This window comes from Streptomyces sp. GS7 (genome assembly GCF_009834125.1).
Taxonomy (GTDB): Bacteria; Actinomycetota; Actinomycetes; order Streptomycetales; family Streptomycetaceae; genus Streptomyces.
The window spans coordinates 4,249,240-4,274,819 of the sequence record NZ_CP047146.1 but is presented as its reverse complement, the minus strand read 5'-3'; the positions used below and the strand labels follow the sequence as shown (position 1 = coordinate 4,274,819).

General features: G+C 69.3%; 31 protein-coding genes and 1 pseudogene. 21 read left to right on the top strand and 11 right to left on the bottom strand.

Going from position 1 to position 25,580, the window contains the following annotated elements; all coding sequences use genetic code 11:
* The first annotated feature begins 292 nt into the window (after nucleotides 1–292).
* From GR130_RS18890 to GR130_RS18880, 3 genes and pseudogenes are all read left to right on the top strand, one after another.
* A complete protein-coding gene (locus GR130_RS18890) occupies nucleotides 293–1,027 on the top strand; it encodes a carbonic anhydrase (RefSeq protein ID WP_201304925.1) in 735 nt (244 codons plus the stop codon).
* 360 nt (nucleotides 1,028–1,387) lie between these two features.
* The gene (locus GR130_RS18885; protein ID WP_159505820.1) at nucleotides 1,388–2,107 is read left to right on the top strand and encodes a leucine-rich repeat domain-containing protein; all 720 of its coding nucleotides are present in this window, start codon (nucleotides 1,388–1,390) and stop codon (nucleotides 2,105–2,107) included.
* Nucleotides 2,108–2,146: 39 nt separating this feature from the next.
* Nucleotides 2,147–2,494 (top strand): annotated as a pseudogene (locus tag GR130_RS18880) (zinc ribbon domain-containing protein); the annotation flags it as partial.
* Here the strand turns inward: GR130_RS18880 and GR130_RS18875 are convergent.
* Nucleotides 2,463–3,359, bottom strand: coding sequence for an alpha/beta fold hydrolase (locus tag GR130_RS18875; RefSeq protein WP_159505819.1), 897 nt, complete (start codon nucleotides 3,357–3,359; stop codon nucleotides 2,463–2,465). The pseudogene GR130_RS18880 and the gene GR130_RS18875 sit on opposite strands and share 32 nt — an antisense overlap.
* Before the next feature lie 121 nt (nucleotides 3,360–3,480).
* On the bottom strand, nucleotides 3,481–4,998 hold the full coding sequence (locus GR130_RS18870) for an MFS transporter (protein ID WP_159505818.1): 1,518 nt from the start codon (nucleotides 4,996–4,998) through the stop codon (nucleotides 3,481–3,483).
* A gap of 190 nt (nucleotides 4,999–5,188) precedes the next feature.
* Between GR130_RS18870 and GR130_RS18865 the strand changes: the two genes are divergently transcribed.
* Both GR130_RS18865 and GR130_RS18860 read left to right on the top strand, forming a co-directional pair.
* Nucleotides 5,189–5,335, top strand: coding sequence for a hypothetical protein (locus GR130_RS18865; RefSeq protein ID WP_159505817.1), 147 nt, complete (start codon nucleotides 5,189–5,191; stop codon nucleotides 5,333–5,335).
* A 333-nt stretch (nucleotides 5,336–5,668) separates the two neighbouring features.
* Nucleotides 5,669–5,815, top strand: a complete 147-nt coding sequence (locus GR130_RS18860) for a hypothetical protein (protein WP_236573189.1) — start codon at nucleotides 5,669–5,671, stop codon at nucleotides 5,813–5,815.
* Between the two features lie 336 nt (nucleotides 5,816–6,151).
* Here GR130_RS18860 and GR130_RS18855 read toward each other — a convergent pair whose 3' ends face one another.
* On the bottom strand, nucleotides 6,152–6,391 hold the full coding sequence (locus tag GR130_RS18855; RefSeq protein ID WP_159505816.1) for a hypothetical protein: 240 nt from the start codon (nucleotides 6,389–6,391) through the stop codon (nucleotides 6,152–6,154).
* Between the two features lie 41 nt (nucleotides 6,392–6,432).
* Here GR130_RS18855 and GR130_RS18850 point away from each other — a divergent pair, with 41 nt between their 5' ends.
* Both GR130_RS18850 and GR130_RS18845 read left to right on the top strand, forming a co-directional pair.
* Nucleotides 6,433–6,732, top strand: coding sequence for a transposase (locus GR130_RS18850; protein WP_159505815.1), 300 nt, complete (start codon nucleotides 6,433–6,435; stop codon nucleotides 6,730–6,732).
* Nucleotides 6,729–7,619, top strand: coding sequence for an IS3 family transposase (locus tag GR130_RS18845; protein WP_159505814.1), 891 nt, complete (start codon nucleotides 6,729–6,731; stop codon nucleotides 7,617–7,619). Before GR130_RS18850 ends, GR130_RS18845 begins: the two co-directional genes overlap by 4 nt.
* Nucleotides 7,620–7,636: 17 nt before the next feature.
* On the opposite strand, the gene GR130_RS40635 is transcribed toward GR130_RS18845, so the two are convergent.
* Nucleotides 7,637–8,104, bottom strand: a complete 468-nt coding sequence (locus tag GR130_RS40635; RefSeq protein ID WP_236573186.1) for a recombinase family protein — start codon at nucleotides 8,102–8,104, stop codon at nucleotides 7,637–7,639.
* 19 nt (nucleotides 8,105–8,123) lie between these two features.
* Here GR130_RS40635 and GR130_RS18835 point away from each other — a divergent pair, with 19 nt between their 5' ends.
* The gene (locus GR130_RS18835; protein ID WP_159505813.1) at nucleotides 8,124–8,411 is read left to right on the top strand and encodes a hypothetical protein; all 288 of its coding nucleotides are present in this window, start codon (nucleotides 8,124–8,126) and stop codon (nucleotides 8,409–8,411) included.
* A 139-nt stretch (nucleotides 8,412–8,550) separates the two neighbouring features.
* Here GR130_RS18835 and GR130_RS18830 read toward each other — a convergent pair whose 3' ends face one another.
* The 4 genes from GR130_RS18830 to GR130_RS18815 form a co-directional block, all read right to left on the bottom strand.
* On the bottom strand, nucleotides 8,551–8,754 hold the full coding sequence (locus GR130_RS18830; protein ID WP_016575107.1) for a cold-shock protein: 204 nt from the start codon (nucleotides 8,752–8,754) through the stop codon (nucleotides 8,551–8,553).
* A 284-nt stretch (nucleotides 8,755–9,038) separates the two neighbouring features.
* Entirely contained in the window at nucleotides 9,039–9,353 is a 315-nt protein-coding gene (locus GR130_RS18825; protein WP_159505812.1) for a hypothetical protein, read from the bottom strand.
* 263 nt (nucleotides 9,354–9,616) lie between these two features.
* Nucleotides 9,617–9,892, bottom strand: a complete 276-nt coding sequence (locus tag GR130_RS18820) for a DUF3761 domain-containing protein (protein ID WP_159505811.1) — start codon at nucleotides 9,890–9,892, stop codon at nucleotides 9,617–9,619.
* A 162-nt stretch (nucleotides 9,893–10,054) separates the two neighbouring features.
* On the bottom strand, nucleotides 10,055–10,408 hold the full coding sequence (locus tag GR130_RS18815; protein ID WP_159505810.1) for a DUF6415 family natural product biosynthesis protein: 354 nt from the start codon (nucleotides 10,406–10,408) through the stop codon (nucleotides 10,055–10,057).
* 106 nt (nucleotides 10,409–10,514) lie between these two features.
* Here GR130_RS18815 and GR130_RS18810 point away from each other — a divergent pair, with 106 nt between their 5' ends.
* From GR130_RS18810 to GR130_RS40625, 5 genes are all read left to right on the top strand, one after another.
* Nucleotides 10,515–11,342 carry a helix-turn-helix domain-containing protein gene (locus GR130_RS18810; RefSeq protein ID WP_159505809.1) on the top strand — a complete coding sequence of 276 codons (828 nt, stop codon included), beginning with the start codon at nucleotides 10,515–10,517 and terminating at the stop codon, nucleotides 11,340–11,342.
* A 17-nt stretch (nucleotides 11,343–11,359) separates the two neighbouring features.
* Nucleotides 11,360–11,917: a class IV adenylate cyclase gene (cyaB, locus tag GR130_RS18805; protein WP_201304923.1), complete on the top strand. Its 558-nt coding sequence runs from the start codon at nucleotides 11,360–11,362 to the stop codon at nucleotides 11,915–11,917.
* Nucleotides 11,918–12,331: 414 nt separating this feature from the next.
* Nucleotides 12,332–12,898 (top strand): helix-turn-helix domain-containing protein, encoded by a 567-nt coding sequence (locus tag GR130_RS41885; protein ID WP_159505808.1) that lies wholly within the window; start codon nucleotides 12,332–12,334, stop codon nucleotides 12,896–12,898.
* A complete protein-coding gene (locus tag GR130_RS18795; protein ID WP_159505807.1) occupies nucleotides 12,895–13,269 on the top strand; it encodes an SCO4402 family protein in 375 nt (124 codons plus the stop codon). The genes GR130_RS41885 and GR130_RS18795 overlap by 4 nt, the downstream gene beginning before the upstream one ends.
* A 2,052-nt stretch (nucleotides 13,270–15,321) precedes the next feature.
* Nucleotides 15,322–15,582, top strand: coding sequence for a tyrosine-type recombinase/integrase (locus GR130_RS40625; RefSeq protein ID WP_236573184.1), 261 nt, complete (start codon nucleotides 15,322–15,324; stop codon nucleotides 15,580–15,582).
* Here the strand turns inward: GR130_RS40625 and GR130_RS18785 are convergent.
* Nucleotides 15,579–16,469: an MBL fold metallo-hydrolase gene (locus GR130_RS18785; protein ID WP_159505806.1), complete on the bottom strand. Its 891-nt coding sequence runs from the start codon at nucleotides 16,467–16,469 to the stop codon at nucleotides 15,579–15,581. The genes GR130_RS40625 and GR130_RS18785 overlap by 4 nt on opposite strands.
* A 210-nt stretch (nucleotides 16,470–16,679) precedes the next feature.
* On the opposite strand from GR130_RS18785, the gene GR130_RS18780 reads away from it, so the two are divergent.
* The 6 genes from GR130_RS18780 to GR130_RS18755 all read left to right on the top strand — a co-directional run bounded on the left by GR130_RS18780 (nucleotide 16,680) and on the right by GR130_RS18755 (nucleotide 21,576).
* The gene (locus GR130_RS18780) at nucleotides 16,680–16,874 is read left to right on the top strand and encodes a hypothetical protein (RefSeq protein ID WP_159505805.1); all 195 of its coding nucleotides are present in this window, start codon (nucleotides 16,680–16,682) and stop codon (nucleotides 16,872–16,874) included.
* A gap of 5 nt (nucleotides 16,875–16,879) precedes the next feature.
* Nucleotides 16,880–18,298, top strand: coding sequence for an amidase (locus tag GR130_RS18775; protein WP_159505804.1), 1,419 nt, complete (start codon nucleotides 16,880–16,882; stop codon nucleotides 18,296–18,298).
* A gap of 81 nt (nucleotides 18,299–18,379) precedes the next feature.
* Nucleotides 18,380–18,958, top strand: a complete 579-nt coding sequence (locus GR130_RS18770; RefSeq protein WP_159505803.1) for a TetR/AcrR family transcriptional regulator — start codon at nucleotides 18,380–18,382, stop codon at nucleotides 18,956–18,958.
* Nucleotides 18,959–19,182: 224 nt separating this feature from the next.
* A complete protein-coding gene (locus tag GR130_RS18765; protein ID WP_159505802.1) occupies nucleotides 19,183–20,031 on the top strand; it encodes a DUF2127 domain-containing protein in 849 nt (282 codons plus the stop codon).
* Between the two features lie 22 nt (nucleotides 20,032–20,053).
* Nucleotides 20,054–20,650: an N-acetylmuramoyl-L-alanine amidase gene (locus GR130_RS18760; RefSeq protein WP_159505801.1), complete on the top strand. Its 597-nt coding sequence runs from the start codon at nucleotides 20,054–20,056 to the stop codon at nucleotides 20,648–20,650.
* A 512-nt stretch (nucleotides 20,651–21,162) separates the two neighbouring features.
* Nucleotides 21,163–21,576 carry a hypothetical protein gene (locus tag GR130_RS18755; RefSeq protein ID WP_159505800.1) on the top strand — a complete coding sequence of 138 codons (414 nt, stop codon included), beginning with the start codon at nucleotides 21,163–21,165 and terminating at the stop codon, nucleotides 21,574–21,576.
* A 29-nt stretch (nucleotides 21,577–21,605) separates the two neighbouring features.
* On the opposite strand, the gene GR130_RS18750 is transcribed toward GR130_RS18755, so the two are convergent.
* A complete protein-coding gene (locus GR130_RS18750; protein WP_159505799.1) occupies nucleotides 21,606–23,213 on the bottom strand; it encodes an FAD-dependent monooxygenase in 1,608 nt (535 codons plus the stop codon).
* An 82-nt stretch (nucleotides 23,214–23,295) separates the two neighbouring features.
* On the opposite strand from GR130_RS18750, the gene GR130_RS18745 reads away from it, so the two are divergent.
* Both GR130_RS18745 and GR130_RS18740 read left to right on the top strand, forming a co-directional pair.
* Nucleotides 23,296–23,757, top strand: a complete 462-nt coding sequence (locus tag GR130_RS18745) for a MerR family transcriptional regulator (protein WP_159505798.1) — start codon at nucleotides 23,296–23,298, stop codon at nucleotides 23,755–23,757.
* Between the two features lie 212 nt (nucleotides 23,758–23,969).
* Nucleotides 23,970–24,332, top strand: coding sequence for a 5-carboxymethyl-2-hydroxymuconate Delta-isomerase (locus tag GR130_RS18740; protein WP_159505797.1), 363 nt, complete (start codon nucleotides 23,970–23,972; stop codon nucleotides 24,330–24,332).
* A gap of 95 nt (nucleotides 24,333–24,427) precedes the next feature.
* Here GR130_RS18740 and GR130_RS18735 read toward each other — a convergent pair whose 3' ends face one another.
* The gene (locus tag GR130_RS18735) at nucleotides 24,428–25,378 is read right to left on the bottom strand and encodes an SDR family NAD(P)-dependent oxidoreductase (protein ID WP_159505796.1); all 951 of its coding nucleotides are present in this window, start codon (nucleotides 25,376–25,378) and stop codon (nucleotides 24,428–24,430) included.
* Between the last annotated feature and the right edge of the window lie 202 nt (nucleotides 25,379–25,580).

Here is a 25,580-nt window from a genome sequence, read left to right as displayed (position 1 = left end):
CGCACAGGACTGCCCGGCACCATCCGACATGCCCCCCATTCCTCACATACTCCGCGCATAGCGGTCGAAGTGCGGGGGGAGGCAGGGATCCGCAGCCTCTCAGATCAGGCCAGGACAGCTCGGCCACGGCCTGCTTCGCAGGCACCGCCGCCCGAGCCCAATTCTGTGGGCCGTCGGTGGCAAAGTGGCCGGCGCCCGCGGGTGCCTGATGCCCCGTCACCCACCCCACGCAGAACAATTGCCCCGGTCACGACAGACAGATGCGTCGGAACGGCAGCGAGAGGAACGACCGATGGACACAGCAGAGCGTCCGGATCGTAGAGCTCTGCTCGCCGGCGGACTGGCGGGCGCCGTGGCCGCACTGGCGGGGTGCGCCTCGACGCGAGCCGCCACGCCGGTGACCAGCGCTTCCCCGGAAGCGCGGCCGACCACTCCCGCCGCGGCGTTCGCGCGCCTGATGGAAGGCAACAAGCGCTGGGTGAGCGGAAAGCTGCACCACCCCGACCGGGATCCGGACCGGCGCCAGCTCGTGGCCCAGGAGCAGAAGCCTTTCGGGGCGATCCTCTCGTGCATCGACTCACGGGTACCGCCTGAGCTTCTCTTCGATACCGGGCTGGGTGACCTGTACGTGATGCGCACAGGGGGCGAGGCGGTCGGCCCGGTGGTCACCGGGTCCGTCGAGTACGGGCCCATGACCAGTGGCACCCCACTCATCGTCGTCCTCGGCCATCAGCGCTGCGGCGCCGTCAAGGCGGCCTACCAGTCCATTCGTGACCGCAGCCCCCTCCCCGGCAACCTGCAGGCGATCGTCAGGGCCCTTCAGCCGGCGTACGAGCAGGCGGCCCGGGAAGGCGGCGCCGACCCGGTCGAGACGATGGCCCGCGCCCAGGTCAGGCTGACCGCCACGAATCTACGCTCCAACCAGGACCTCGCCCCACTCGTGAGCAAGGGCACCCTCGCCGTGGTCGGCGCCTACTACTCACTCGACACCGGCAAGGTGGATGTCCTGACGGGAGCGCCCTCCTGAACCGTTCGGGGGGGGAGGGCAGGGAGGCGCGAAGGTACGGAGGGACGGTGTCAGCGGCCGATGCCGGCGGCTGATGCAGGGGGGCACACAGTCGGCCGCTGCCCGTACCGAGCCGGCGACCGCGTCACCGCGCACGACACTCTGTGAGTAAGATCGCGGCGGTCCAGGGGAGGGCGGATTCGGCGTGCGTGCACTGGGGGCGGACGGTCCGACGCGCGTGGGAGCGTTCCGGGCGGTCGGGTTGCTCGGGCAGGTGGGCACGGGGCGGGTGTTGCTCGCGGAGGCCCAGGACATCACGCAGACCGCGCTGACGGCCATGTCGCCCAGGGCGAACTGATCGGGAGCGGAAGGAGTCACGCCGTGCGCACTGTGCTGAACCTCTGGCGTCAGCAGCTCGGAGAAGTACCCGAATCCGTCTGGCGGCATGCGGAGTTGGAGGTACTGATTCTCGCGGACAACGGGCTCGCGACCCTCCCGTCCGGCATCGGACAGCTGCGCCGGCTGACCACTTTGGACCTCGGTCACAACCACCTCACCTCGGTGCCGGATGACATCGGTGACCTGACCGGCCTGAGCGGCTGCCTGTATCTGCACGACAACCGCCTCTCGACGCTCCCGGACGGACTGGGCAACCTGACGCGGCTGCGCTACCTCAACATCGGCGAGAACGCGCTCACCGTCCTCCCCGAGGCCATCGGCCGGATGACCTCCCTCATCGAGCTGCGGGCGCAGCACAACCGGCTGACCGCACTGGCCGAGAGCATCGGCGCCCTCCGCGACCTGCGCGAACTCTGGCTTCGGGGCAACGCCGTCGAGAGCCTGCCGCCGTCCGTCGCCGGGCTTCACGAACTACGCCTTGTGGACCTGCGGGAGAACGCCCTGACCGAGCTTCCCGAAGTGCTGGCCGGGCTGCCACTGCTCCGCCGGCTCGACGTGCGCAGCAACCGGATCGGCCAACTGCCCGACTGGGTGGCTCAGATGCCCTCGCTGGAGAAGCTGGATCTGCGCTGGAACGCCTGCGAGCCGTCCCCGCGGTTGCTGGCCGCGTTGGAACGCCGGGGCTGCGTCGTCCTGGTGTGAGGGCGATGCGGTGGTGTCCCCGGGCGCCGGTACGACCGCGCCTCCGTGCGCATCGGACGGTTCGAGCCCACCTCCCAGGTCTGCTCGGCCTGCGGCGTCAAGGACGGCCCCAGGCTCCTCCACATCCGACAGTGGACGTGCGGAGCGTGCGGGACCGTCCCGGACCGAGACGTCAACGCGGCGGTCAACGTCGCCAATGCCTCCAAGGCCACCGGACTGGTGGTGACAGCCTGCGGAGCGCTGGTAAGACCGGTGCCCGTACCGGCACAGCGCAGGGAAACAGGAACCCGCCCGACGCCGCACCCGACAACGGCGCGGCAGGCGGGCATCGCCCTCCAACAGGCGGGCGAGGAGGTCAAGCCCAGAGCTGCCGCAGGGCCGTGTTGACGGCGGCGGGCTGTTCGGTGTGGGGATAGAACCCCGGGACGCGCAGCAGGCGGGCGCGGGCACCGAGGGCCTCCGTTACGGCCTCGGCGCAGGCCATCAGCGGTTCGCCGACGTAGGTGCGGTACGGCTCGGGGGCGTCCTGCCAGGTTCCGCAGATCACCAGCGTCGGCCAGGGAGCCGTGCGCAGGGGTTCGAGCGGCACCTGGGCTTCCCAGATCGGCCGCTCGTGCATCGAGGTGGCCACCGCCCTCAGCCGCTGTGCGGTCGGCTGCGGCATGGGCAGCCCGATGCCTTCGGTGGAGGCGCGCAGGAATTCCTGTGCCGTCATGGAGTCCGGCACGCCGGGTGCCGCCTCCCCCACCCGCTCCAGCAGCGCCGCGACGGCGGGATGCCGGGCGGCGGCGGTGAATGCGGAGGGCTGGATCAGTGTCAACGACCGGACGAGGTCGGGCCGGCGGGCGGCGGCGAGCATCGCGGCCACCCCGCCGTTGCCGTGTCCGACCAGATGTGCACCGCCGCCGCGGCCGCCGGGCAGGTCGGACGGCTCGGGCGGTGCAGTTGGTTCGGGCAGTACGGAGGGTTCAGACGTTTTAGGTTGGTCAGGCAGGTCAGGCAGGTCAGGCAGTTGGGTGAGGAGCGCGATGAGGTCGTCGGCGTCGGCCTCGACGTCGCTGCGGGCGGTGTCGGGGCTGTGGCCGTAGCCGCGCCGATCCACCAGCAACAGGCGATAGCGGTCGGCCAACGGGCGTTGTGCCGCGAAGCCGTACGTCTCGTCACAGCCCCAGGTGAAGATGTTGTGCACGAAGACCGCGGGCGGGCCCTGGCCACCGGTCTCGTCCCATGTCGTCACGTGGATCGGTGTCAACGGCTGTGGCTCCTCTCGATACCCGGTCGGCCCCCAGCACACCCTGACGCCTGGCGAGACCATTGCCACCGCCGATCCTGCCATGCGAACTCGCGCTGCGTTCAGGGCGGTTCAGGGCTGTTCAGTGCCGCTCTCCCGCGTGCGTGGTCGATCCCCGTGCGGCGCGGGTAGCGGTGAGCGGTGCGGCGATGCAGGCGGCGGCGAGGAGGATGCCGAAGGCGACGGTCAGGGCGGTGGTGTAACCGTGGATGGTTGCCGCGGTCGGTGTGGCGTGGCGTGTCGCTGCCCGGTATGCCGCCGTGGCGCCGGCCGCGATGGTGTTGAGCAGCGCGGCACCGAGTGCGGCGCCGAGTTGCTGGGAGGCGTGGTACGTGGCCGAGGCGGCTCCGATGTCGCGGTGCGGTACGTCGGCGGTGGCCAGGGCGGCGGTCGGGGGCAGGACGCAGCCGAGGCCGAGGCCGGTGAGGATCAGTGCGGGTGCCAGGTACAGCGGCAGGATGTGCGTGCTCTGCGATGTCAGGCGCGTCAGGAGGAGCATTCCGGCGGCTGCGGCGAGCAGGCCCGGCAGGATCAGCGCGGCCGGCGCGACGCGGCCGTGCAGTCGCCCGGCGATGAGGGTGGAGCCGAGCAGGGCGGCCAGCGCGTTGAGGGTGAGCGTGAGGCCCGCCTGGACGGGCGAGTAGCCCAGGACGGTCTGGGTGTAGTAGCTCAGGAACAGGTAGAAGCCGAACATCGCGATGAACATCAGGGTGATCGAGAGGAACGCACCTGCGCGGGCGCGGTGCAGCAGCACCCTGAGCGGCAGCAGCGGACGATGGGCACGCGCCTCGACGGTGGCGAACGCGGCCAGCAGCAGAACGCCTCCGGTCAGCAGTGCCAGTACCTCCGGCGAACCCCAGCCGAGCGGTTCGGCCTCGTTGCAGCCGTACACCACCGCGGCGAAGCCCGCCGCACTGAGCAGTGCACCCGCAAGGTCGAGCCGTCCGTCGCCGCGGGCGGGGCGGTCCCGTGGTATCGGTGCCGCGACCAGCACGGCGAGCAGTGCGACGGGAACGTTGACGTAAAGGCACCACCGCCAGCCGGCGTACTCGGTCAGCAGTCCCCCGGCGACCAGGCCGAGGGCCGACCCGGCGGCGCCGACCGCGGCGAACACCCCGAACGCCCGCCCGCGTTCGCGCGGTTCGGTGAAAGTCGTGGTCAGCAGCGACAGCCCCGCGGGCGCGAGCGCGGCGGCGAAGGCACCTTGCAGAGCCCTGGCTCCGAACAGCATCCCGGGGTTCACCGCGGCCCCGCCCAGAGCGGACGAGACGGCGAAGCCGACCAGGCCGACGAGGAACGTTCGGCGGTGGCCGAGTGCACTGCCGACCCTGCCGCCGATCAACAGCAGTCCGCCGAAGGCCACGGCATACGCGGTGATCGCCCATTGCCGGTTCGCGTCGGACAGTCCGAGCGCGCGCTGAGCGGAGGGCAGCGCGATGTTCACGATCGTCCCGTCCAGGACCACAAGGAGTTGGGCCGCGCTGACCGCCAGGAGAGTCCACCAACGGCGCCGTGCTGTGGTTGCGGGACCTCGGGTGGTGGCAGCGCGGGTGTCGAGAGCAGGCGTCGACTCGCGGGGTTCGGTGTCTCGGGGATGCATGAGTTCAAGTGTTTCGTTGAACGGACTCCGGAGACTTTTCCGGCGTCCGCGCGGCGGTCCGGGGCCGAACCGCCGGGAACCCTCAAGCCGCGGTCGAAGCCGAGTGGGCGTCCCGTATGGGAGGAGTCCGGACTTTGCTCAGCGCGCCTTGGCACATTCAGCTCTGCGGCCCCCTTTCGAGCGCGCGGGCGTGCGTGCAGGTCAACACCCCACCCTCACCACCGCCGCCCTCTTCATGACCGCGGCCGAGCGGGGCATGGAACGGCTGGGGCCGGCCCCGCACCACAGCAGCCGCCAGTCCCAGCATGACCGCCAGGCCCAGGACACCGACGCGTGAAAGGCCCGCTACAAGGTCCGGGCCGACGTCGAAGCCACGATCTCCCAAGCCGTGCGCGTCACCGGCCTGCGCCACACCCGCTACCGCAACCTGCCCACCCCCCGCCCCGGCCGCATATTCGGCTACCCCCAGGCCTCTCGCTTCGATGCCCTCATCCTCGCGGCCTGACAACCCTGTTGCGACATTCTCAGCAGAGTCTTTGAAGGGCGGTGGTAGAGCGCGTCCCGCGATGCCGGCGCGGAGTGCCGGAGCGTCACCGCGAAGCGCGAGGCACTCCAACGGCCTTGTCAGCCCACCGCATTGGCCCACGGCTGCGAGGGAGCCGCTCTGGCCATGACGATGCTCACCCTCCTGACCGCACACACCGCCCACCGCTACCACCTGAGCGAACCGCCCGGACCACAACCCACCTACCAAGTCACCACCTTCAGAGGCCTCGCAACCACCGGCCTGCACCTGCGCGCCACCCCGCGCAACTGAGGGCAGTCCTGCTTTCAGTGACAGGCCGCGGCCACCCGCGAACAGCGAACGTCGATCAAGTTCGAGTGCCGTTCCGAGCAGCGGCGAACCCTTTGGCGTTGAGTCGCGGCCCGTGGTCTGGCCTTCCCCGCCAGGGAGGCCAGTCGTTCCGTCGACAGGCGGTGCCGGCATCGGCTTCCCGGTCTCGCCGATGCTCTGGTACGCGTGCGAACGCTGCCGCCGGCGTACCAAGGTCGACCGGTGGGCGGACCTGGCTCGCGACTGCGGATGTCTCGAAGGCAGCAGCGGGTCCGACAGCTGGCAGAGCTTCCGCGTCGCACGTCTGCCCGGCCCCGGCTACGCCTGGCTGCCGGTGCCGCACAGGCTGCCCACGTCCACAAGCGGGGCCGCGACGCCTGGGAGGCGGGGAAGCCTGCCTTCGCCGACCACATCCGCGAGCACCTGAAGATGGCCGCCCGGCTCGTGACGCTGGACGGGCATTTCTCCGTGCGCTGCGGCGAAGCCGCTGACGAACCAGTGGCCGACCGAGACCGTGGGCGAGGGGCTGGTGTGAGCCTTCTCCTTGATCGTGGACACCTGGAGACTGGGACCTGAGGTTCCAGAGGAAGTAGCACCAGGTGGGAAACAAGTACACGAAGCGGTACACCGAGGAGTTCAAGCGGGACGCGATCGCGCTCGTGGACTCCACGGGCAAGACGGTCACCGCGGTGGCCCGGGATCTGGGCATCAGCTCGGAGTCCCTGCGCGGCTGGTACCGCCAGGCCAAGACAGACCGGGGCGAGGGACGGCCCGGTGAGCTCACCACGGCCGAGCGTGAGGAGCTCAAGCGGCTGCGCCGACAGAACGCCGAACAGGCCAAGACGATCGAGGTGCTGCGAAAAGCCGCGGTCTTCTTCGCGAAGGAGAGCGATCGATGAACGACACGTACGCGTTCATCGAGGCGGAGAAGACCACCCACGGCGTTGCTTTCCTCTGCAGGCTGCTGAAGGTGGCCCGTTCCTCCTTCTACGCCTGGCTCGACGCCTCGAAGACCCCGGCCGCACGGCAGGCCGCCGACGAAGTGCTGGTGCACGAGACCACCGTCATCCACATCGCCTCCCGCCAGACCTACGGCGTCCCGCGCATCCATGCCGAACTGCGGCGCCTGGGGCGGAGCGTGAACCGCAAACGCGTCGCCCGCCTGATGCGCGAGCACGGTATCCAGGGAGACCGCCGCCGCCGACGGCGGCGGTCGCTGACCCGGCCGGACAAGAAGGCGAAGCCGGCACCGGATCTGATCGGCCGCGACTTCCACGCCGAGACCCCCGGCACGAAGCTGGTCGGCGACATCACCGCCCTGCCCACCGGCCAGGGCTGGCTCTACCTCGCCTGCTGGCTGGACCTGGCCACCCGCGAAGTCGTCGGCTACCCGATGGCCGACCACCACCGCGCCACGCTCGTCGTCGACGCGCTGAAGATGGCCGCCGGCCGCGGCCGCCTCCCGCCCGGCTGCATAGCACATTCGGACCGCGGCAGCGAACACACGAGCAGCCAATTCCAGTTCGAAATACGCGAGTTGGACCTCCGGCAAAGCTGCGGACGAACCGGATCTTGCTTCGACAACGCCGCCACGGAGAGCTTCTGGGCCCTACTCAAAGAAGAGATCGGCACCCGAATCCGGCCCGACCGAGCCACCGCCCACGCCGAGGTATTCGACTTCATCGAGACGTTTTACAACCGCCGCCGACTGCGCAAGCACAAAGTCTTCGGCTACCTCACCCCAGCCGAGACACGGCAGCGGCACCAACACGACCTCACGGCATAGAGATCGAGTGTCCAAGATCACGGGGAAGCTTCACGCCCGAGACGGTCGACCTCTTGGACAGCGAGCATATCGCCGTCGCGGAGGTAGTCGAGGGCGGCACTGAGACCGGGGCGCTCATCGACGGCCGGCTTGCCGGAGACCTTCTCTTCGAAGACCTTGACGCAGATGGGGTCGAGCGCGTCATGCTGCCGGTCGACGTTCTGCTTGTCGGTGGATACGCGGACGAGCCCGATCAGGGCCCTACAGCCTCCGAATTCATCAAAGGGTTGGCACGGGTTCTTGAACGGTAGCGGTAGATGAACCGTTTGGTGAACAGGTTGTACAGGCCCCTTGCTCAACTCGACGCCCGTCGAGACCAATTCATGTAACGACCGATTGATGAACAGCCTCAGTGGAGCCAATATCCCATCGAGCCTATATGGACGGGTCTGCCACTGCCGTTGAGCATCGCCTTGGGGGCGTGGGCTAGCGTGAGTTGGCTGCATCGAGGAACTGGGTGGCGAGATGGGCGACGACGTACACCGAGATGACGCCTTTTGGACGATCACGGTGCTCGAACCGATCCTGGTTCAGGGACCGGATCCGACAGCGACGGCGATCAACGACGCCGTGATGGACGTCGCAACCATCCCGATCAGTTCCTATGTCGAAGGCCCTCGAGTCGAAGCCCACCACTGTCCGGACTGTGGCGCTGACCGAGGATGGACGGCATTTGGGCACTGGACGGACCCCGCGCGGCTGGTCTGCCCCGCCGGACACACATGGACCCCGTGGGAGGACGATCCGGCCTGAGGCCGCTCGCTGATGCAGGAACTCATCCTTGCTCAAGGCGTTGAGGCATCCCGCGACTGATCTCGGCGCGCCGCTCCCTACGGCACGGCTACGGCAAGGCGCCCCAAACCGTGTGGGTTTGGGGCGCCGAGCCATTCGATCAGGCCGGGGTGACGTTCTCCGCCTGCGGACCCTTCGGGCCCTGGGTGACATCGAAAGTCACCTGCTGGTTCTCCTCCAGGGACCGGAAACCGCCGGCGTTGATGGCGGAGTAGTGGACGAAGACGTCGGGGCCGCCGCCGTCCTGGGCGATGAATCCGAAGCCCTTTTCGGCGTTGAACCACTTCACGGAGCCGGTTGCCATGCTGTCCCCTTGTCCAGGGTCGGGGGGCACTGGCTTGTCAGTGCCCCTGAATGAGGTGATCGCCCTGGTCCTCGGGCACTACTGCACAGCACGACGCCCGCGGTGCGAACCGCGGGCATTGAGACTTCGGAACCACGACTACTAGTGAGGAAGTTAGCCGATCCGGAGTCGCCTGGCTACCAGAAGTGAAGGTCACGCGGACGGTGATCGCCGTTCCAGGGCGCTTCCGCGGCCTTGGCTGATCCGCGGGGCCGGTGCGGGAGCGATCCCTCGCGGTGCTGCTGTCAGAGCAGCTTCTGCGGTGCCTGGTACTGGTCGACGGGCGCGAGGTTGCACGCGGCCTTGGGCCCGCCGAGCCCGTGCCCCCCGATGCCCTCACCCTCCGGTAGCGGCGCCGCGCAGCGGAGGTCGACGTTGATGAGCGGCGCGCCATAGGTGTTGAGAATGCCGCCTGCCTCGCCCGCGATGACGGTGTTGCCGTTGCGGGTTCCGAAGTCCGTCGACGCGCGGGCTCCGAAATCCGTCGCCGATGCGGGTACAGCGACGGCCATCGTTGCGGCAATCGTGAGAGCCGCGCCGGCCAGAACCTTCGTGATCACTGTGATGCCCCTGTTCGATGAGACGTTCATCTTCTTTGTGATCTGTCCAACGCCACGCTGTGGTTGCAGTTACGTGTGCCGGACCAGCCGTCATCGGCGAGCGCCGACAGAGCGGTCGGATCGGAGAGGCGGCGGGGCGCCTCCCCGAAGTCGCGAACATCGACCTGGCCGTCGTAGAGATGACTCCCGCACTCATCGACGAATGACTGCGCAAGCAACTCGTGTACAAAGCGACAGGGGGTACCTACATCTCTCGGGTCGGTCTACTTGAACCAGTACCTCACGCCGCGGTGGTGGGAGCAGGTGCCGGAGAAGTGGCGGCTGTAGGACCAGGTGCCGTCCTTGCACTTGGCCATGACGCCGCGCGGGTGCTTGATGTGGGTGCCGCAGACGCCGGTGGTGTGGCGAGCGCAGTGGACGGTGACGGCCTGTGCGGTGCCGGCGCTGATGGTGACCGGCGCGATGACGGCTGCGGCGAGCGTGGCGGCGGCGAGGACGCTACGGATTCGGCGGGCCGGGCGCGTGATGGTGCTGATCAAAGATCCCCCCAGTGCAGAGGCTCGGATGGTGCGCCGAGTGTGGCAGCGGTGGTATCCAGCAGACGGGGCAACGACGTTGCCATGACAAACGCTTGACGGGCTGTTCGAGGGCGCTCGACTGCGCGCCAGCTGGCCTGCGCGCTTGACCGCGGGCCGCGGGAGTCAGGAGCTGGCGCGCTCGGCGTGCCGGCTGAGTAGCCAGCCGCAATCACGGGCGAGCCTGGTGACGTGGACGTAATTGCCCATCGGCTCGTCCCCCAGCCCGAGGCGGACGTTGTTGGCGACGGTTCCCAGCGTGGACCGGTCGAGGTACCACTCCCGGCTGCCGCGCCACAGCCGCTCGGTTCGCTGTACGGCGTCGGGCAGTATCACTTCGATGTGTCCACGCAGCAGCCCTTCCAGTTCCTCCAGCTCCGTGCGGACGAGGGGCTTGGAGCGGAGGACGAGGGCGCGGTCGATGGTGCGGCGCATCGTCTCGACGTCAACAGGGATGCCCTCGGCGGCTCGGGAGTTCACCCGCCCAGAATCCTGATAGCTGCGGGATAGCTCGATACCCGGCCGGTAATCTCACGGTGAGATAGCTTTCGCGACTGGTGCGGGGGTACGGGTGAAGGCTGCGCTGATGTCGATCGAGCTGCCGGAGTGGGCATGGCAGCGGGCCGAGGTCCGGCAGGCCCTGCGGGCACGGGATGTGGGCGCGGTCTTCCGGCACGTGCAGCAGTACGCCGGCGCCAGCCAGGCCAGGATCGCCACAGCGACCGGTATGACTCAGGCCCGAGTGAACGAGATCAACAACGGGCGGCGCGAGGTATCCCGGCTGGACGTGTACGAACGCATCGCGGACGGACTCAACATGCCCGACGATGCCCGGCACTTGCTCGGCCTGGCAGCGCGACGAGAGAAGCAAAGCGGCGGGCGGGCCTTCGACCTCGCGGCGTTTCCCGAGGTGGTGCGTGTCTACGCCGAGCAGGCGTCGGCTGCCGAGGAGATTCGGCGGCAGGCCCGGACCGCGGTGGAGCTGGATGTGCTGGCCGTGCGGGGTCTCGGCCTGATCGGGTTGAACGACTCCTTGCTAAGGGGGGCGGTGATCCGTCCTGATCCTCCGCGAGTCCGGGTTCTGCTCCTCGATCCCGAGACGCCCGCCTTGGCTGTGCGCGCCGCCGAAATCGGGGAATCTGCGGAATCCCTCGCGAGTGGGGTGCGGTTGACTGAAGCCCGGCTGCGGGAACTGTCGGGCGGTGGCGACGTTCGGGTGTACCGGTACAGGATGCTGCCGACGTGGCGCATCATTCGCCTGGACTCCACGCTGTTCGTGTCTGCCTTCGATGCCGGCTGGGAAGGGCACGAGTCGGCAACGTACAAGGTGATGGAGACGCCGCACGGCCCCCTGTACCGGGGTTTCCGGCGCATGTTTGAAGCGATCGTTGATGACGGCGTTCGTACCGTCTGAGCAAGGGGGTAGAGCTGGTGATCGAGGCAGAGTTGAAGGCTCGGGTGCGGGATCCCGAGGGCGTCATGCGGCGCCTGGAAGGGCTCGTTGCCGGCTTGGCCGAGGTGTACCAAGACACCTACTACGACACCGGCGCCGGCGACCTGGAGCAGAGCGATCGGGAATTGCGTGTCCGGACCGTCCACGGGCCTGAGGAGACCCGCACCGTCCTCACGTACAAGGAGGCGCGGGTCGATGAAGCGTCCGGTTCGAAGCCCGAGCACGAGACTCGCGTGGACGACCCGGACGCCGTCCATGCCACGTTGCGCGGCCTCGGCTACGTGGCCGCCATCGCGTTCGAGAAGCGATGCCGGAACTACCACTTCGAGGCGCGGGGCCGGCGCATGGTCGCCACGCTGGTGCGAGTGCCGGAACTCGACGGCACGTTCCTCGAAGTCGAAACACTCACGAAGGACGACGACTTGCAGGCCGCCTTGGACGACGTCCGTGCACTCCTCACCGAGATGGGCATCAACGAAGGCGACTTGACCACTGAGCAGTACACCGACGCGGTCCGCGCTAGCCGCAAGTCGTAGCGGCAAAGAGAACTCCGCGTTGTCGGCAGGGCCTGAGAACAACAAAGAACGCCCCGCCTCCGACTTGGGTCCTAATGATCGTCGCAACACCCGACCTCCTGGGTAGGCGATGAAGGGCAGAAGCACAGCCGGGGGCCCGAACGGTAGACGGGTGCCCCCCGAGGTCAAGCAGAGATTTCTCGACCTGATACACGAAGGCGTGAGCATAAGAGAGGCCGGTCGCGTCGTCGGCATCAACCGTCGAACGGGACAGGAGTGGATCAGCGGGCGCGGTGCGCGCGTACAGACCACGAGGGCAGGACGAAAGACGGTGCGGGCCGCGATCCAGCCTGTCGTCGGTGATCCCCGCGACTTCGTAACGCATCCCCGCGAAGGGGAACGGAATGCCCCTCAGCCCCCGTCTCCTCCCGCTACTTGTCCGAGGAGGAGCGAGTCCGCATCGCCGATCTGTGGCGAGAGAGGAAGTCGATCCGGACAATCGCTGGCGAGTTGAACCGCAGCCCGTCGACGATCAGCCGGGAGATCCGGCGCAACGGCAACCCGAATGTCAGGCCGAACCATCCGGTCCACTATCGCCCGTTCGCGGCTCACAGGCGGGCACGAGCACGTCGGCCGCGGCCTAAGCCACGGAGGATCGACCGCTGCCCTGAGCTGCGGGAATTCGTCCAGGCGCGACTGGACGAGAAGTGGAGTCCCGAGCAGCCGGCGGTGCCGGATTCTCCTAGAAAGTACGAGTCTTTCACCAACAAGGGGGTCGGGTACCGGTGGAATGACGGCAAGGGGAACGGTATCCGGATCGACAAGGGCAACCTGAACAACTCTCAGACATACCAGCAGGTAGATCACGTGGTCATCAATTCGGGAGGTAAAGTCCTCGGTCGGGACGGCAAGCCCCTCGCTGGATCCATCAAGCAAAATGCCTATGAGGCGCATATCCCGGTAACCGAGTGGCTGAAGTGGAAGGAGTGGAACCGGCCGTGAGTGAAGAGCAGATCCGTCTTCCGAAAATGAGGGGGGAGGTCCTCTCGGCCGTTCGCGCCCTTGCGGACCCTGAGTACCAGAAGCGGGTATGGATCGACAAGATCTACCCGAACCCAGACTTCTTCGACGACTTCACTCTCAATGTCAACATTCTGGATGACGCCGCCATCCTCGACAATCCTTTCAACGTCATTGGCTACACGCTCGCTTCAGATCAGGAAGCTGAGGCCATGAAGGCCCTGTCGGACCGGCTCCTCCAAATCATCGAAGAGGTCGGCTCTGAAAGCACCGACAGTGCCTTCATGGCTTCTCCGTTGTGGGATGGGGTTGTCCAAGCAGCCAAGAATGCGCTCGAAGTGATGGCACCGTAGTCATTCACCGACATCAAAACCGGCTGCCTGCGTTGCCAGGCAGCCGGTTCTTCTTTGTTGAATGGGGTGCTTTGGCAAGGAGCATGTCACAGAGCCAAATGCCTTGTAGGGGAGGGCACATCGGTGCTGCTACTCAATGGCGCCGGGGCGCGTACTCATGTGGAGCGTTGAAACGATCGCGTGCTGGGGTATCGGCCCGGGGGCCTCGTCAGCGCAGCCTGTCTGTCGCGTACCGGGCGCAGACCGCGGTGGATGCGCGGGCCCGGTGGCAGCGGTCGTTGTACTGCCGGCGGTGCACGGCGGTGTTCCCGCGGGAGGACGCGGTGAGGTCTGACCCCGGTGTCGGCCTGGATGTGGGTCGGGCGCAGCGGGGGTTGGTCCCCGGCTACGCCCGCGGTGCCGCTCCCCCGCTCACGCAAATCCTGGGCGGACCCTGACTTCTTCCTTGACGTTGATGCCCACATCGATCTGTTCGGGGGCGACCGTGGTGGTTGTTCCGGTATCGCTGGTCACTGTCACCGGTGCCAGGGTGTTGTTGGTGATGGTGGTGACACCTGAAGCACTGGCCGTGGCGCCGGGAGCGGGGCGTGGGGTGACGCAGAAGTCCCCTGCGGTGGAGGCGATTTCGACCTGTCCGGGGCAGAGGGTGCTGGCGTGGGCGGGGGCGGCGGTGGCCAGCCCGGTGGCGCTGAGGGCGAGGGTGGTCAGGACGGCGGCTATGTGTCGGCGGGGGGGCGAGTCGGTGGTTCATCCAGGTCTCCCTTCGGGCCCATGAAGTGGGCCTCACTCCGTGGCCCGCCGCGGTCGTTACTGCGCGCCGCGCCTAGTGCTGGTGGGTCGATGGTGATGGTGACGTCCCGCAGGTGGTCGTGTAAGGCGTGGTGCCGCAGCGCCCGGAGCGCACCCACAGCGCACGGGGGTCGACGAACACCCGAACGCAGCCAGCGAGGTAGGAATCTCCCTCCGGCCGCGTGGCGGGCGGAGCAACCTGGAGTGACACTTTAAGTAATGGGGGGTTCGTTCAGGGAACTCGTATGGAAAGGGCGGGGTATCGATGAGCCGTCATACGAAAGTCGCAACCCACCGCAAGAGTCAGCCGATCAGCACAGAGAAAGTCCAGGGGACAGAGGGACTGTCGGACATTCGGCGAGGTTTCGCCAGTCATCATCGCCTCTTCGACCAGCCGTTCACCATCTCCGATATTGGCCCCGGCACTGCGGTATCTTGCAGTTTGACAGAGGTCGACGCGAGTAGGACTCCTGTCTTAGGGGATGCGACACTGCACCTTTACAACGTTAGTCCCGGGCATAACGTTGTTTTTGTTCGCGCCGAGATCGATTGGGACACTGATCTGGACATCAGGTTCGACTTCAACGTTGGTTGATCAAACCTGGTAGGACCCGAGCGCGTACAGGCCCGCGAGTCGTATAGCGGCACTGCCGCTGGCCAACTGTCCGACCGCGGCGGCCTATAGCTCGGTGATGCGGTGTTCTCTCGCATCGCCAGCGACAGCGAAAGCCCCCGCCCGGGGAGCCTGGGCGGGGGCTTTCTGCCAAGGTGCGCTATCCCTCGGTGAGGTCGCCAACGTGCTTCAGCTTCATGCGGGCTTTGACGAGGTCGGGGCCGGTGAGGTTGTCCCAGTGGGGGTGGGTGTGGACCTGTGTGGCGAGGTCGAGTGCGCGTTCCCGCAGCTGGACCTCGCGCTGGCTTGATCGGCAGCAAGTTGTCGTTCGCCCCACCCAAAGGCGGCAAACCCCGGGATGTGCCCTTGCCCCGGCACCTCGCCAGCCGCTTGAAGGCTCACCTTGACCAGCATCCTGCGCGGGAGGTGACGCCGCCGTGGATCAATCCTATGCCCCCGTCTACGAAGAAGGAACGTGAAGCCTGGGCTCCTCAGACGCACGCCTTGACCGTCACAGCCTCCAGGGGGGCGCTATCCGCAGGGAGGCATGGAACGCGCGCGAGTGGAAGCCTGCGTTGGCCGCGGCTGGTCTCATCGCCGAACCAGAGGTCTACATCAGGCCGAGGAAGGACCGCAGGCAGGGGCAGAAGGTGAAGCAGTACGAGGAGTCGCGGGAGCATGGCTTCCATGCCCTTCGGCACACATGCGCCTCGGTGCAGCTGGATGCCCGAGAGACCATCGTGGCGGTCTCGAAGTGGCTGGGCCACTCAGACCCGAGCATCACGCTCAAGGTCTACGCGCACATGATGCCGCAGGCTGACGGTCGCGGCCGGACAGCCATGGACGCGTGGTTCGCGGGTGGTTCTGAAACGATCTCCCCAGATTCTCCCCGGCTACCTGATGCCGCCTAAAAACGATGGCCCGGTGCCTTCGAGGCCAGCCGGTAGGCGGAACCGTCGGCGTGCACGAAGCCCCCGGTGGGCGGCGGGAAGTGACTGCCGAGCAGGAGTGTGTCGGCCCCGGCGAGGGAGGCGAGCAGGGCGCGTCGGGTGGCCGCCGCGCGGGCCGGGTCGATGTCGACGCAGCTGTCCAGGTCGGGGTGGGCGAGCTGCACGGGATGGTGGATGCAGTCGCCGGTTATCAGCGCCGTATGGCCGGCGTCGGTCAGCCGGACGGCGAGGTGTCCTGGAGTGTGCCCCGGGGTGGGGATGAGGGTGACGCCGGGTGCGACCTCGGTCCCGACCGCGGGCACGGCGACGACGTCGAGCAGGCCGTGGTCACGGACCGGATGGACGGAGTCACGGAACATCTGGCGGCGGGCGGCGTCCAGTTCGACGCCTGACCAGTAGTCCCACTCCTCGCGCGCGGTCACATACCGGGCGCGGGGGAAGGTGGGTATCCACGCGCCGTCCTGGAGGCGGGTGTTCCAGCCGACGTGGTCGGTGTGCAGATGCGTGAGCACGACCAGGTCGATGGAGTCGGGCGGGAATCCCGCCTCTTCGAGGCGGGTGAGATAGGTGGTGTGCAGATGGTTCCAGGCGGGGTTGGCGCGGTCCTTGTCGTTGCCGATACCGGTGTCGACGAGGATGCGCAGTTCGCCGGCGCGGATGGCGAAGGTGTGACTGGAAAGGCGCAGGCGGTGGTCGGGATGGGCGTGGTCGGGGCGCAGCCAGGGGGTGGCGGCGACGGTGTCGGGGGTGGCGGCGGGGAGCAGCCAGGAGCCGGTCTCCGGCGGGAAGGCGATCTCGTCGATGCGGTGGACGGCGAGGTCGCCGATGGTCCAGGTGGGGGTGGACACGGGGCCGCTCCTTGGTTGGTGGGTGGTGCGGGATGACTGGCGGACACTAAAGCTCAGATGTTGCGTTAACGGTACGCCAGTGCGAGCATTAACGCAACTGGTTTGCTTTAGTGGTGTGGGGTGATCTACCGTCACACCTCCCGGTGGGCGAGTCGAGCGCCGCCCCCGCCCCTCCCGTGTCCCGCCCCTGACGAGAAGGACGCACACGCCATGCCTCTACCTCCGCACACTCCACAGAGCGCCGCCGCGGCGGCCGAACGGGCCGGAATCCCGCTGCACGCCGACCGCCATGCCCCCGTCGCCGCCACCGCGGACCACATCCTGGCCGTCGTCAGTCGCCTCCGGGACCTCGACCTGGACGACCTCCCGCCCGCCCCCTCCTACCGCGCCGACAGCGGACGGTGACGGCGATGCAGCCCTACGAGATGTCCCTCACCGAGGCGTCCGACGCGATCGCCTCCGGAAGCCTGTCACCGGTGGAGCTGACCGACTCCGTCCTGGCCCGGCTCGAAGCCACCGAACCGCTGCACCATGCGTACGCCACCGTCACCGCGGATGCGGCGCGCGCCCAGGCCGCCGCGGCCGAGCGCGAGATCGCCGCCGGGCGGCGCCGCGGCCCCCTGCACGGCATCCCCATGGCGCTCAAGGACCTCATCGACACCGCCGGTGTGGAGACCGCCTCCGGCTCGGCCGTCGACGCCGGCCGGATACCCGACCGTGACGCCATCGTCGCCGCACGCCTCGGGCAAGCGGGCGCGGTACTGCTCGGCAAGGCGCACACCCACGAATTCGCCTACGGCCTGACCACACCGCAGACCCGTAATCCCTGGGCACCGGACCGGACCGCGGGCGGCTCCAGCGGCGGTTCGGCCGCCGCGGTCGCCGCGGGAGCCGCCACCTTCGCGCTGGGTACGGACACCGGCGGCTCCATCCGTGTCCCCGCCGCGCTGACCGGCGTCGTCGGCCTCAAACCCACCTACGACCTGGTTCCCCGGGAAGGGGTCACGCCGCTGTCCTGGTCGCTGGACCACGTAGGCCCCCTCACCCGCACCGTCCACGACGCCCGGCTCGTCCTCGACGCCATCGCCACGCGCGCAGCGGACGGAGCGGGCAGCGGTCCCGGATCGGCATCCCGCCCGCCGACCGGTCACCGCCCGCAGGACCACGACCGGCTCGACGGCCTCCGTATAGGTGTCCCCACCGCCTATTACTTCGACCGCGTGGACCCCGGAGTAGAGGCCGCCGTCCGCGCCGCCCTGGACCACATGGCGGGCCTCGGAGCCCACCTCGTGGACGTGCAGATTCCGCTGCCCGACGCCGTCCAGGCCACCCACTGGGCGCTGATGGTCCCCGAAGCGACCGCCTACCACGCCCCACGCCTGCGCGCCGCCCCCGAACGGTACGGAGCCGACGTCCGCGTCCTGTTGGAGGCCGGGGCGCTCCTCCCCGCCGTCGACCACATCCGCGCACAGCAGGCCCGCACGTTGATGCGCCGGCAATGGGCCCAACTCCTGCGCGAGGTGGACCTCGTCGCGGCACCGACCGTCCCCGCCACCGCCGCGCGCAGCGATCAGGAGTCCTTCACCTGGCCGGACGGGACGACCGAAGCGGTCGCCGACGCCTACGTACGCCTCTGCGCGCCCGCCAACATCACCGGCCTGCCCGCGCTCTCGCTGCCGGTCGGCGTCGACCACGACGGGCTGCCCATCGGTATGCAACTCATCGGACGCCCCTTCGGCGAGACCGCGCTGCTGGACGCGGCCAGCACCTACGAGCGCACCTGTGCCCCCACCCTGCCGGTCATGGCTCGACAGCCCGCCGGTATCTGAAGCCCCGCGCAGCTCCGCCCGGGCGCCTCCGGGCCCCCCGACCCCTCCCTTGAAGCAAAAAATGAGCGTTAAGGTGGAGGGATGGGAGCCAAGCCGAAGGCCCGCCCGGGCGGCAGAAGCGCACGCGTTCAGCAGTCCGTGCACCAAGCCGTACGCGAACTCGAAGCCGAACAGGGCCGTGCGGCCCTCACCGTGCCCCTCATCGCCGCACGCGCCGATGTCACTCCCTCGACCATCTACCGGCGCTGGGGCGACCTGCAGCAGCTGTTGTCCGATGTGGCGGTGGAGCGGCTGCGGCCGGAGGGGCCACCCGCCGACCTCGGCAACCTGCCCGACGACCTCGAAACGTGGGCGGTGCAATGGCTGGAGGAGATGTCCTCGGCCGCCGGGCGCGCGTACATCCAAGACGCCCTCGCCGGCGACCGTGAGGGGTCCAACGCCGGCCGGTGCTCCGCCTACGCCGCGGAGCAGATCACCACGCTCCTTTGCCGCGCCGCCGAACGAGGCGAGCCGGCACCCGAACTGGACATCGTCCTCGACCACCTCGTGGCGCCGATGATGTACCGGATCCTCTTCCGCCCCGGTCTCCTCGACCCCGCCTACGCCCGCCACCTCACCCACACCACCCTCACCCAGCTCACCACGGCCCCCCGGACCTGACGGCGCCCCCCGGCCGCCGCCGCTCCCCTCCCGTCGGGAACCGCCGGGCCGCACCGCACAGGCCGGCCCCCGGACCACGCACACGGCGCCAGGCAACACAGCCGCATGACGCGCCCCGGGTTCCCCGATTCGCCAGGTCCCGTCGCCCACACTGGCGGCGGGCACCTGCGCGCCTGCCGCCGGCAGGCGACGGCCCCCGGACCCGGGTGCGACGAGAGGAACCCATGGCGGACGATCACGAGCCGGTGCCGGTGCCCGGAACGGGCGCGGACAAGCGGCGGTTGCGTTACGAGCTCCTCGGATGCGCCCTGCACGGTCACCATCTCGAAGGCGTGGACGCGGCGCGCGTGCGGCCCGGCGACGGACTGGTCGTGCGCGACGGCGGAGGCGGGCTGCGCTGGCACCGCTGTCTGCGGTGCGATGCCTGGGTGCCGCAGTCCCCGCCGGAGCGTCCCGACCGCACCTTCCCGCCCGGTCGCGACGAGATCGCCCTCCCGCTGCGCGGCAAGCCGCTGCGCGACCGCTACGTGCTGCGCCTGATCGCCCTCGACCGGCTCCTGCACTTCGTGGTGCTGGGCGCACTCGCCGTCGGCGTGCTCCTCTTCGCCGACAAACGCGCAAGTCTGCGAGCACCGTTCTACCGGTTCATGGACCTTCTGCAGAACGGCCTGGGCGGCGCCGGCGGCACCCGGCAGGGGCTACTGGGCGAAGTCACCAAGGCGTTCACGGTGCGCTCGTCGACGTTGTGGGTGATCGGGCTGGTCCTCGCCGCGTACGCGCTGCTGGAGGGCGTCGAAGCGGTCGGCCTCTGGTACGGGAAACGCTGGGCGGAATACCTCACCTTCGTGGCCACGACGGTGCTGCTGGTCCCGGAGGTCTACGAACTGGCCTCCCGGGTCACCGTCACCAAGGTCCTCACCCTGATCATCAACCTGGCGGTGGTGGCGTATCTCCTCTTCGCCAAACGGCTCTTCGGCCTGCGCGGCGGCGGGCGCGCGGAAGCCGCCGAGCGGGAACGGGACAGCAGTTGGGAAGCGCTGGAACGGGTGCTCCCCGGCCCGGCCGGGAAATGACCGAGGAGAGGACGGGGCCACGATGACGCGCGACGGGCACTCTCTCAGCAGACGGCATCTGCTCACCGGTGTGGCGGCACTCGCCGCCGGCACGGCCTGTTCCGGTCCGCCGTCCGAGACCCCGACATCCTCCGGCTATCCCCAGGCGCAGTGGGTCCCCGCGAACATCACCAATTACACCCCCGCCAACCGGCCGGCCGCGCACCCGGTGCAGATGGTGATCGTGCACGTCACGCAGGAGACGTTTCCCGACACCCTGATGCTCTTCGCCCGCCCCGGCTATCACGCCTCCGCGCATTACACACTGCGGTCCGACGACGGCTACCTCGCCCAATGCGTACGGGAGCACGACGTCGCCTGGCACTCCGGCAACACCGCGTACAACTGGCGCAGCATCGGCGTGGAGCACGAAGGGAAAGTCGACGAACCCCGATGGTTCACCGACAGCCTCTACGAGAAATCAGCCGCCCTCACCGCCGCGGTATGCCGCCGCTATCACATCCCCCTCGACCGCGAGCACATCATCGGGCACGAGGAAGTTCCCGGCACCGACCACACGGACCCCGGCCCTTTGTGGGACTGGGACCGCTACATGCGCCTGGTGCACGCCGCCTCCTGAATCCCCTTTCACGCGGCGGGTGGTGTTCAGGTTGTCGCCTCGGAAAGCCGGACCTCGGGAATCCACGGACTGGTCGTCATCGAAACGTCCTGGCAATCGCCCTGGGTACGATACGGATGCGAGAGCGAGGGGACCGCGCGGGGCGGAAAGAGCGGAAAACCCGCGGCACGGGAAAGCGGCTGTCCGCGGGTCTTACGGAAATGAAGCGGATGTCGGGGACACGGGCGCCACGGGAATTGGTCCCGGAGAACGGCACTGAGCTGACGGCGCCGGTGCGCCGCGCTCCCCCCGTCCGGCACGGTTGGCTCGCCTCCGGGATGGCCCCTTGAGCCGGTCCCGAGTAACGTCAGTGAACTGCCACTTGCCGCACAAGCGTGCGGCGACCGGCGCCCGGTCCAGGAATTGCCCCGGACGGTGCGGCCACTCGGCCACTCCGTGGTCGGTCGTGGGCCGCCCCGGCCACCGTAGATCGTCTCGTTGAGGAGAGAAGGATGACCCAGGAGAGAAGAAGGATGACGACGCACCGCGATCACCGCCCGATGCGTGCCGTTGTCCTCACCGTCGTCGGGGTGACCGCGCTGGGTCTGGCCGCAGCGCCGGCCTCGGCGAAATCCTCCCTCTCTTTCAGCGCCGGCCCTCGCTCCGTCAAGGCCGGTGGCCACGTCCGTGCCGCGGGGAAGGCGAGCGACGACAACTCCTCGTTCAACCGCGTCTGCGTCCAGGAGCGCCAGGCGGGTGGCGCCTGGCACACCGTGAAGTGTTCGAAGGCCGTGCGCCGTGCCGGTGGTGCCGTCAACGTCAACGTGCCGGCCAGGCACCGCGGCCAGCTGCAGCTCCGCGCGGTGCTCCTCGAAGGGCGCACTCCGCAGGACCAGCACGCCAAGGTCCGCTCGGTCTCCCGTGTGGTCGCCGTGACGGTCCGCTGAGGTGCCCGGCGCTCACCCGTCGCTGAGGATCACCGGCTGGAGACCGTGATCCCCACGGGTGGGGCGTCGGCTCGGCCGGTGCAGCCGCTCGCCCGGAGTGCGGCCCGGAGGGCGGCGTGGGACGTGCCGCACCAGGCCACGAAGCCGTCGGGGCGGACCAGTACCGCACCGTCCACCGTGCCGAGTTCGTGGACGCGCAGGTCCATGTCCATGGTCGTGCCGAGGGCGGCGGCCGTCGCCCGCCAGCGCGGGATGTCCGAACCGGCGAACAGGGTCCAGTCCGAACCGATCAGGTCCAGGGTGGAAACGCGGTCGGGTTCGTGGGAATCCCGGCCGGTTTCGGCGGTGTTCACCCAGCGGTGCGGGAAGCGGTGGCCGGGGCGGACGGGGTCGTTCAGCAGGTGGTGCTCTGGGGCGGCGGCCCCGGTGCTGTCCGGCGCGGGGTAGCCGTAGAACATCATCCCGCGCAGGTAGTCGACGGCGACCTTCTCGTACAGGTCGTTCGGGTCGCCGTCGAGGGATTGGTAGCCCCGGTGCATCTTGCGGGAGAGGGCCAGGGATGCCTCGGCGGCGGCGCGGCGTTCGGGCTCGTAGGTGTCCAGGAGCGCCGGTGCGAACTGCCCGCGCAGCACGGCGGCGATCTTCCAGGCGAGGTTGTGGCCGTCCTGGATCCCGGTGTTCATGCCGAGCCCGCCCGCCGAGCTCTGCACATGGGCGGCGTCTCCGGCCAGGAAGACCCGGCCCTCGCGGAAGGAGGACGCCATGGCGACGGCGGCTTCCCAGGCGTTGACGGCGTGCAGCTCGATCGGGATCGCCGGGTCGCCGATCGCCGCCCGCAGCAGTGCGACGGTCGTGGCCTCGGTCAGCTCGGCCAGGCCCTCGGGCTTGCCGGGGTACGCGAGGAGGTGCGAGGACCACTGGTCGCGCCCGTTCTTCGATATCAGCGCGGCGTACACCGCGTCGTTGCGGACGAAGCACAGGTGCGTGCCCCACTCCTCGACGACCGGCCCGAGATCGGCGCGGAAGAAGGCGGTGTTGAGGCGGGCGATGACCTCGCGGTCGGACAGGGGGATGCCCAGCCGCGCGCGGACCGCGCTGTTCGCCCCGTCCGCGCCGATGACATAGCGGGCGGTGATCTCCCACTCCTCGCCCGTGCGGGCGTCGACGACCTGGGCCCGCACCTGGTCGGCTTCCGGGACGAGGTCCACCAGCCGTACGCCGAACCGGGCTTCCCCGCCTCGTCGGCGCAGTTCCCCGAGCGCCAGGCGCTGCACCTGATCGTGCGTCAGGTGGCGGCGGGGAGGCACCGGGCTGCAGGTGTCCAGGAGTTGGGCGTACCGCGGCGGTGGCCCCACTCGATACAGGGTGCGGCCCAGCCCGCTGTCCTTGAACACCGAGCACATCGGCGGGCCGCCTTCCCAACCGCACTGCTCCACCTCGGGCTGCAGGCCCACCGCCCGGAGCAACTCCAGTGTGCGCAGGCTCGTGTTCGCGCGCGGAACCGCCGCGAGCGCCGATGCCGCGTCCCGCTTGTCGATGACGAGGGGCCGGGCACCCCAGTGGGCGAGAAACATCCCCGCCGACAGTCCGACCGGACCGGCCCCCACCACCAGCACCGGCACCTTCTCCGTACGCATCGTCGGCACGCTCCCTTCGCGGTTTGCGGGTGATCGGCGACCAGCCTCCCCGCTCAAGCCGACTTGAGTGCAACATCGACCCATGGGAGACGCGCGCTACTCGATCAGTCAGACCGCCCGATGCTTCAACGTGCCGGTATCCACCTTGCGTTACTACGACGACCTGGGCCTCCTCCCCGCAGCCGAACGCCGCGGGAACGTGCGCCACTACGGCCACGCCGAGCTGCTCCGGCTCGCGCTCATCCAGCGTCTGCACCATCGCGGCCTGGTGAGCCTGGCCGACACCGCCACGCTGATCACCGAGACCCCGGCCGCCGATCAGCCCCCCGGCCGCGAGGTGCTGACCACCTCGATCGGGGCCATCAAGGGCCGCATCGAGCATCTACAGGCCGCCCAGCGGATCCTGGAACACCTGCTGACCTGCCCGAAGACCGACCCGGTCCGCGAATGTGCCCCGCTCCGCGACGAACTCGGCCAGGCCGTCGACGAGGCCCTCGCCAAGCTCGCCCCGCCGGCGGCCGCGCCGTGGCCCGGACGTCGTTGACGAGGTGGCGGCCCACCGGGAACCGCCGATGTTCTGCCGGCCGCAGGAACTGGCACGCGTCCTGCTCGACGCTGCGGGAGAGCGGTTGCCCGCGAGGCAGGGGCCGAAGGGCCACGGGTGTGCGCTGCCGTTTACGGGGGGGCTCCGTGAACTCCGGGCGAAGGCATCGACGAGGATAGGTGCATAGCGAACGCACACGCGAGAGGTCCCTCATGCCGCATATCACCGTCGACTACTCCGCACAGTTGGCCGGTGTCTTCGACCGGCAGGCCTTCGTGCGGGAGCTGCACCCGATGGTGGTGGAGGAAACCGGCTCGGCCGGTGCGTGCAAGACGTTCTTCCGTCCGGTCGCCGAGACCTGCGTCGGCGACCGGGACGGTGCGCAGGTCGGCTTCGTGCATGTGGACGTGGGGCTGCTGCCGGGGCGGTCCGAGGAGCTGAAGGCGCGGCTGTCCGACGGCGTGCTGGCCCTGCTCGGCAAGCACCTGCCCGGGCAGGATGCCTACGAGGTGGTCACCTCGGCGGAGGTCCGGGATCTGGCGGGCTCGTACCGTCTGAGCCACCCCCAGCAGTAGGGGCGGACAGGCCAGGCACACGACCGGGCACCGGGCTCAGGGCCACGTGCCGGGCTCGTTCCCCCTCGTCCCCCGTCCCTCCGCTTCCCTCCTCGTCATGGGCGGCGGAATGCGGGGTCGACGCCGGTCAGTTCGCAGCTGACCGCCCACAGTCGCGCCGCGGCGGTACGGTCGGCCAAGTGACCGCGGACCTGTTCGGGTGCGGGTGCGCCGCGCAGTCCCAGCACCCGGGGCCCCCACAGCTGCCCGCCGGTCGCCGAGGGGTCGAGGACGGCCCGGACGGCGGGCCAGGCACCGGCGTCCTTGCCCTGGACCACGACGCCGGCGGGCAGGCCGCGCAGTCGTTCGCCGGTGGTGCGGTGGTGCACGGGCGGGCGCGCGGGGGTGAGGGAGTCCAGCGCGCCGCCGGGGTGGTTCACCACGCTCAGGGTGGTGTCGCCGGCGGCACGCAGCCGGCGGTCGAGTTCGAAGCCGAAGAGCATCTGCGCCAGTTTCGCCCGCGCGTAGGTGCGCTTGGGCCGGTAGTCGCGGGTGCTGTGGAGGTCGTCGAAGTCGAGTGGCGCGGACTTGGCCACGAAGCTTCCGGTGGTGACGACGCGGGCCGCGGGCGCGGCCGAGAGCAGGGGGGCGAGCCAGCCGGTCAGTGCGAAGTGCCCGAGGTGGTTGACGCCGAACGTCAGCTCGTGGCCGTCCTTGGTTTCCCGGCGCCGCGGCTCGTCGAGCAGGACACCGGCGTTGTGGACCACCGCGTCGAGCCGGTCCAGCTCCAGGGCGTCGACGCAGGTCCTGAGCGAGGCGAGATCGGCGAGGTCGAGGGGGAGGTGACGTACGCGTGCGCCGGGGACGCGGGAGCGGATCGCCGCCATGGCGGCAGCGGCCCTGGCCGCGTCCCGGCTGCCGAGCACGACGGCGGCTCCGGCGGCGGCGAGTTGCTCGGCGACGAAGTACCCGATACCCGCGTTCCCGCCGGTGACCAGGACGTTCTTGCCCTCGGCGGGCGGGAGCCGGTGGACGTCCCACGGCCCGGGCCGGACGACGGATGACATGCGTACGCACCTTCCTCACGGTGTGGCGGGGGCGGCGGCCGGCGGTCGGCCGTGTCCGTGGACGGCGCCGGCGCGCCGCTCGGCTCCCTCACTCTGCCGATGGCCACCGACAGCTCACCGACAGGGCGACGTCGCCCGCCGACAGATGGCCTGCAGCTCCGCGCCGGCCGCCGCGCGGTGGCGTCCCCGCCCGGGTCCGCCG

Excerpts from the sequence above, each read along its gene's own strand:
- GR130_RS18870 (WP_159505818.1), bottom strand. The coding sequence starts at position 4,998 with ATGCATCCCCGAGACACCGAACCCCGCGAGTCGACGCCTGCTCTCGAC.
- GR130_RS18845 (WP_159505814.1), top strand. The coding sequence starts at position 6,729 with ATGAACGACACGTACGCGTTCATCGAGGCGGAGAAGACCACCCACGGC.
- GR130_RS18835 (WP_159505813.1), top strand. The coding sequence starts at position 8,124 with ATGGGCGACGACGTACACCGAGATGACGCCTTTTGGACGATCACGGTG.
- GR130_RS40635 (WP_236573186.1), bottom strand. The coding sequence starts at position 8,104 with ATGCAGCCAACTCACGCTAGCCCACGCCCCCAAGGCGATGCTCAACGG.
- GR130_RS18750 (WP_159505799.1), bottom strand. The coding sequence starts at position 23,213 with ATGCGTACGGAGAAGGTGCCGGTGCTGGTGGTGGGGGCCGGTCCGGTC.
- GR130_RS18745 (WP_159505798.1), top strand. The coding sequence starts at position 23,296 with ATGGGAGACGCGCGCTACTCGATCAGTCAGACCGCCCGATGCTTCAAC.
- GR130_RS18775 (WP_159505804.1), top strand. The coding sequence starts at position 16,880 with ATGCAGCCCTACGAGATGTCCCTCACCGAGGCGTCCGACGCGATCGCC.
- GR130_RS18765 (WP_159505802.1), top strand. The coding sequence starts at position 19,183 with ATGGCGGACGATCACGAGCCGGTGCCGGTGCCCGGAACGGGCGCGGAC.
- GR130_RS18890 (WP_201304925.1), top strand. The coding sequence starts at position 293 with ATGGACACAGCAGAGCGTCCGGATCGTAGAGCTCTGCTCGCCGGCGGA.
- GR130_RS18760 (WP_159505801.1), top strand. The coding sequence starts at position 20,054 with ATGACGCGCGACGGGCACTCTCTCAGCAGACGGCATCTGCTCACCGGT.
- GR130_RS18780 (WP_159505805.1), top strand. The coding sequence starts at position 16,680 with ATGCCTCTACCTCCGCACACTCCACAGAGCGCCGCCGCGGCGGCCGAA.
- GR130_RS18735 (WP_159505796.1), bottom strand. The coding sequence starts at position 25,378 with ATGTCATCCGTCGTCCGGCCCGGGCCGTGGGACGTCCACCGGCTCCCG.
- GR130_RS18770 (WP_159505803.1), top strand. The coding sequence starts at position 18,380 with ATGGGAGCCAAGCCGAAGGCCCGCCCGGGCGGCAGAAGCGCACGCGTT.
- GR130_RS18810 (WP_159505809.1), top strand. The coding sequence starts at position 10,515 with ATGTCGATCGAGCTGCCGGAGTGGGCATGGCAGCGGGCCGAGGTCCGG.
- GR130_RS18860 (WP_236573189.1), top strand. The coding sequence starts at position 5,669 with ATGACGATGCTCACCCTCCTGACCGCACACACCGCCCACCGCTACCAC.
- GR130_RS18755 (WP_159505800.1), top strand. The coding sequence starts at position 21,163 with ATGACGACGCACCGCGATCACCGCCCGATGCGTGCCGTTGTCCTCACC.
- GR130_RS18830 (WP_016575107.1), bottom strand. The coding sequence starts at position 8,754 with ATGGCAACCGGCTCCGTGAAGTGGTTCAACGCCGAAAAGGGCTTCGGA.
- GR130_RS18740 (WP_159505797.1), top strand. The coding sequence starts at position 23,970 with ATGCCGCATATCACCGTCGACTACTCCGCACAGTTGGCCGGTGTCTTC.